Below are 5,408 nucleotides of genomic sequence, written 5' to 3' on the forward strand. Positions count from 1 at the left end.
TTATCCAAAAACCATACAGTGAACGCAAACAACACAAAACTTCTTGAAAAGTAAGCCTTCGGCCTATTAGTACCAGTCAACTCCACGAGTCTTCAGTCCCCGCTTCCATACCCGGCCTATCAACCTCATCATCTATAAGGAGCCTCACACACCAAAAGTGCCAGGAAATCTCATCTCGAAACAGGCTTCCCGCTTAGATGCTTTCAGCGGTTATCCCTCCCGAACGTAGCCAATCAGCCATGCACCTGGCGGTACAACTGACATACCAGAGGTTCGTCCGTCCCGGTCCTCTCGTACTAAGGACAGCCTTTCTCAAATTTCCAACGCGCGCAGCGGATAGGGACCGAACTGTCTCACGACGTTCTGAACCCAGCTCGCGTACCGCTTTAATGGGCGAACAGCCCAACCCTTGGGACCGACTCCAGCCCCAGGATGCGACGAGCCGACATCGAGGTGCCAAACCATGCCGTCGATATGGACTCTTGGGCAAGATCAGCCTGTTATCCCCGAGGTACCTTTTATCCGTTGAGCGACGGCCGTTCCACAACGTACCGCCGGATCACTAGTCCCGACTTTCGTCCCTGCTCGACCTGCCAGTCTCACAGTCAAGCTCCCTTGTGCACTTACACTCAACACCTGATTGCCAACCAGGCTGAGGGAACCTTTGGGCGCCTCCGTTACACTTTAGGAGGCAACCGCCCCAGTTAAACTACCCATCAGGCACTGTCCCTGAACCAGATCATGGCCCGAAGTTAGACATCCAGATTGACCAGAGTGGTATTTCAACAACGACTCCACACAAACTAGCGTCCATGCTTCACAGTCTCCCACCTATCCTACACAAGCCAAACCAAACACCAATACCAAACTATAGTAAAGGTCACGGGGTCTTTCCGTCCTGCTGCGCGAAACGAGCATCTTTACTCGTACTGCAATTTCGCCGAGTTCATGGTTGAGACAGTAGGGAAGTCGTTACTCCATTCGTGCAGGTCGGAACTTACCCGACAAGGAATTTCGCTACCTTAGGATGGTTATAGTTACCACCGCCGTTTACTGGGGCTTAAATTCTCAGCTTCGCCCAAAAGAGCTAACCAATCCTCTTAACCTTCCAGCACCGGGCAGGAGTCAGTCCGTATACATCGTCTTACGACTTCGCACGGACCTGTGTTTTTGATAAACAGTCGCTTCCCCCTGGTCTCTGCGACCCATACACGCTCCAGGCAGCAAGTGCCCATCACGCTCAAGGTCCCCCTTCTCCCGAAGTTACGGGGGCATTTTGCCGAGTTCCTTAACCATGATTCTCTCGATCGCCTTAGTATTCTCTACCTGATCACCTGTGTCGGTTTAGGGTACGGGCGGCTAAAACCTCACGCCGATGCTTTTCTCGGCAGCATAGGATCACCAAATCCCCCAAAAACGGGGTCCCATCACGTCTCAGGCACACAGCCGGCGCATTTAACAACCGACAACCCTACACGCTTAGACCACGACAACCATCGCGTGGCTTGGCTACCTTCCTGCGTCACACCTGTTAACACGTTTACCTCCAAAGATCGGGTCCCACAACCCACACAACACACAAACAAAAGCCTGCACATCATGCTTCGCATGGTTAGCATCACAATATCAGTATGGGCGGTTTTTCACCGGTACGGGAATATCAACCCGTTATCCATCGACTACGCCTGTCGGCCTCGCCTTAGGCCCCGACTAACCCAGGGCAGATTAACTTGACCCTGGAACCCTTGATCATCCGGCGGATGAGTTTCTCACTCATCTTTCGCTACTCATGCCTGCATTCTCACTCGCATAGCCTCCACCACTGGTTTACACCGCAGCTTCACCGGCCACACGACGCTCCCCTACCCAACAACCCCAAAGGGTCATTGCCACAACTTCGGCGGTGTACTTGAGCCCCGCTACATTATCGGCGCAGAATCACTTGACCAGTGAGCTGTTACGCACTCTTTCAAGGATGGCTGCTTCTAAGCCAACCTCCTGGTTGTCTAAGCAACTCCACATCCTTTCCCACTTAGCACACGCTTAGGGGCCTTAGTTGGTGGTCTGGGCTGTTTCCCTCTCGACAATGAAGCTTATCCCCCACTGTCTCACTGCTACGCTCTCACTTACCGGCATTCGGAGTTTAGCTGACGTCAGTAACCCGTGAAGGCCCATCGGCCATCCAGTAGCTCTACCTCCGGCAAGAAACACGTAACGCTGCACCTAAATGCATTTCGGGGAGAACCAGCTATCACAGAGTTTGATTGGCCTTTCACCCCTATCCACAGCTCATCCCCTCCATTTTCAACTGAAGTGGGTTCGGTCCTCCACGACGTCTTACCGTCGCTTCAACCTGGCCATGGATAGATCACTCCGCTTCGGGTCTAGGTCATGCCACTCAAACGCCCTATTCAGACTCGCTTTCGCTACGGATACCCCACACGGGTTAACCTCGCGACATAACACTAACTCGCAGGCTCATTCTTCAAAAGGCACGCTGTCACCCCAAAAGGCTCCAACGGCTTGTAAGCACACGGTTTCAGGTACTATTTCACTCCCCTCCCGGGGTACTTTTCACCATTCCCTCACGGTACTGATTCACTATCGGTCATTAAGAAGTATTTAGACTTACCAGGTGGTCCTGGCAGATTCACACGAGATTCCACGAGCCCCGTGCTACTCGGGTGGCCACACCACGGACAGAACAATTTCGATTACGGGACTCTCACCCTCTACGGCCGACCATTCCAAGTCGTTCACCTACCATCCTGAACATCATGCCGGCAGCCAGTTAGAACTGCCACTGTGACTCCCACAACCCCCATGATGCAACGCCTAACCGCTATCACACACCACAGGTTTAGTCTCTTCCGCTTTCGCTCGCCACTACTCACAGAATCATTACTTTATTTTCTCTTCCTGCGGGTACTGAGATGTTTCACTTCCCCGCGTTCCCCCCAACCAGCCTATACATTCAGCTGGCGGTAACTCACCATGAAGATGAGCCAGGTTTCCCCATTCGGAAATCCTCGGATCACAGCCCAGTTATCGGCTCCCCGAGGCTTATCGCAGATTCACACGTCCTTCATCGGCTCTTAATGCCAAGGCATCCACCGTGTGCCCTTAATAACTTACACACAATCAAGAAAAATAAGAATCTAAAATCAACAATCAAACCAACACAAAAGCATTGATTCAACGCAAATTCCAGAAGATGCTCGCGTCCACTATATAGTTCTCAAACAACAACCCACAACACAACAACAACACAAACAAAAACATTTGCATCATCACCATGCCAGGCAAACAAAGGAACAACACTAATGTGTTACCCCAAAACCCAACAATGCGCCTCATCCAACCCAAAACCAACATTCCACCCATGAGCAAAACCACCCACCCGACACTCGCGGGTAGCATGGCCAACTAAATGTGCTCCTTAGAAAGGAGGTGATCCAGCCGCACCTTCCGGTACGGCTACCTTGTTACGACTTAGTCCCAATCGCCAATCCCACCTTAGACGGCTCCCTCCCAAAAGGGTTAGGCCACCGGCTTTGGGTGTTACCAACTTTCGTGACTTGACGGGCGGTGTGTACAAGGCCCGGGAACGTATTCACCGCAGCGTTGCTGATCTGCGATTACTAGCGACTCCGACTTCATGGGGTCGAGTTGCAGACCCCAATCCGAACTGAGACCGGCTTTTAGGGATTAGCTCCACCTCACAGTATCGCAACCCTCTGTACCGGCCATTGTAGCATGCGTGAAGCCCAAGACATAAGGGGCATGATGATTTGACGTCATCCCCACCTTCCTCCGAGTTGACCCCGGCAGTCTCCTATGAGTCCCCACCATAACGTGCTGGCAACATAGAACGAGGGTTGCGCTCGTTGCGGGACTTAACCCAACATCTCACGACACGAGCTGACGACAACCATGCACCACCTGTATACCAGCCCCGAAGGGAAACACCATCTCTGATGCGGTCCAGTATATGTCAAGCCTTGGTAAGGTTCTTCGCGTTGCATCGAATTAATCCGCATGCTCCGCCGCTTGTGCGGGCCCCCGTCAATTTCTTTGAGTTTTAGCCTTGCGGCCGTACTCCCCAGGCGGGGCACTTAATGCGTTAGCTACGGCGCGGAAAACGTGGAATGTTCCCCACACCTAGTGCCCAACGTTTACGGCATGGACTACCAGGGTATCTAATCCTGTTCGCTCCCCATGCTTTCGCTTCTCAGCGTCAGTTACAGCCCAGAGACCTGCCTTCGCCATCGGTGTTCCTCCTGATATCTGCGCATTCCACCGCTACACCAGGAATTCCAGTCTCCCCTACTGCACTCTAGTCTGCCCGTACCCACTGCAATACACGGAGTTAAGCTCCGGCCTTTCACAGCAGACGCGACAAACCGCCTACAAGCTCTTTACGCCCAATAATTCCGGACAACGCTCGCGCCCTACGTATTACCGCGGCTGCTGGCACGTAGTTAGCCGGCGCTTTCTCTGCAGGTACCGTCAATCTCTCTTCTTCCCTGCTAACAGAGGTTTACAACCCGAAGGCCGTCATCCCTCACGCGGCGTCGCTGCATCAGGCTTGCGCCCATTGTGCAATATTCCCCACTGCTGCCTCCCGTAGGAGTCTGGGCCGTGTCTCAGTCCCAGTGTGGCCGGTCACCCTCTCAGGCCGGCTACCCGTCGTCGCCTTGGTGAGCCGTTACCTCACCAACAAGCTGATAGGCCGTGAGCCCATCTATAACCACTACATAACGCTTTCCACCAACACCCCATGCGGAGATTGGTCGTATCCGGTATTAGACCCAGTTTCCCAGGCTTATCCCAGAGTTAAAGGTAGGTTACTCACGTATTACTCACCCGTTCGCCACTAATCCACCTAGCAAGCTAGGCTTCATCGTTCGACTTGCATGTGTTAAGCACGCCGCCAGCGTTCGTCCTGAGCCAGAATCAAACTCTCCGTTGAAAAAATAGAAAAGCTTGATAATCTGATCTCAAACAGCGAATCACACACGGGGGTGCGTGACTCAAGCTGACTAAATTTGAAACCATTTGATGATTATCAAATATAAATAAATATTTGGTATTAGTTTCAGTTTCCATCACCATTCGGTGATTTTATTGAACAAAGCACACTATTGAGTTCTCAAGCAACACACCGATTCAACACCTTGACTCCTTCATTCGAAGGATGTCTTACCGTTGAACGGTCATTCATGTTATTTTCATTGTTACCGCGTTCCCGCGGCAACTCAATCAACTATACCAGCGTTTTGTATGTCATGCAAATCCGTTTTCCGTGATTCGCACCACAAAGTTTCTTTCCTAAACTCCTCCAACATCACCATTCAGATGACCAAGAATCTTCTAAGCAAGAAACCAAAACACTATACAATTGAAAG

The 5,408-nt window shown here is 51.8% G+C and carries 2 rRNA genes; both read right to left on the bottom strand.

Going from position 1 to position 5,408, the window contains the following annotated elements:
* Positions 1-46 precede the first annotated feature (46 nt).
* A 23S ribosomal RNA gene (locus tag HMPREF2942_RS00825) occupies positions 47-3,137 on the bottom strand.
* Positions 3,138-3,443: 306 nt separating this feature from the next.
* Positions 3,444-4,972, bottom strand: a 16S ribosomal RNA gene (locus HMPREF2942_RS00835).
* The 16S and 23S rRNA genes sit together here, the layout of an rRNA operon.
* Positions 4,973-5,408: the final 436 nt, after the last annotated feature.

The sequence above is a fragment of the Rothia sp. HMSC071C12 genome (assembly GCF_001813895.1).
Taxonomy (GTDB): domain Bacteria; phylum Actinomycetota; class Actinomycetes; order Actinomycetales; family Micrococcaceae; genus Rothia; species Rothia mucilaginosa.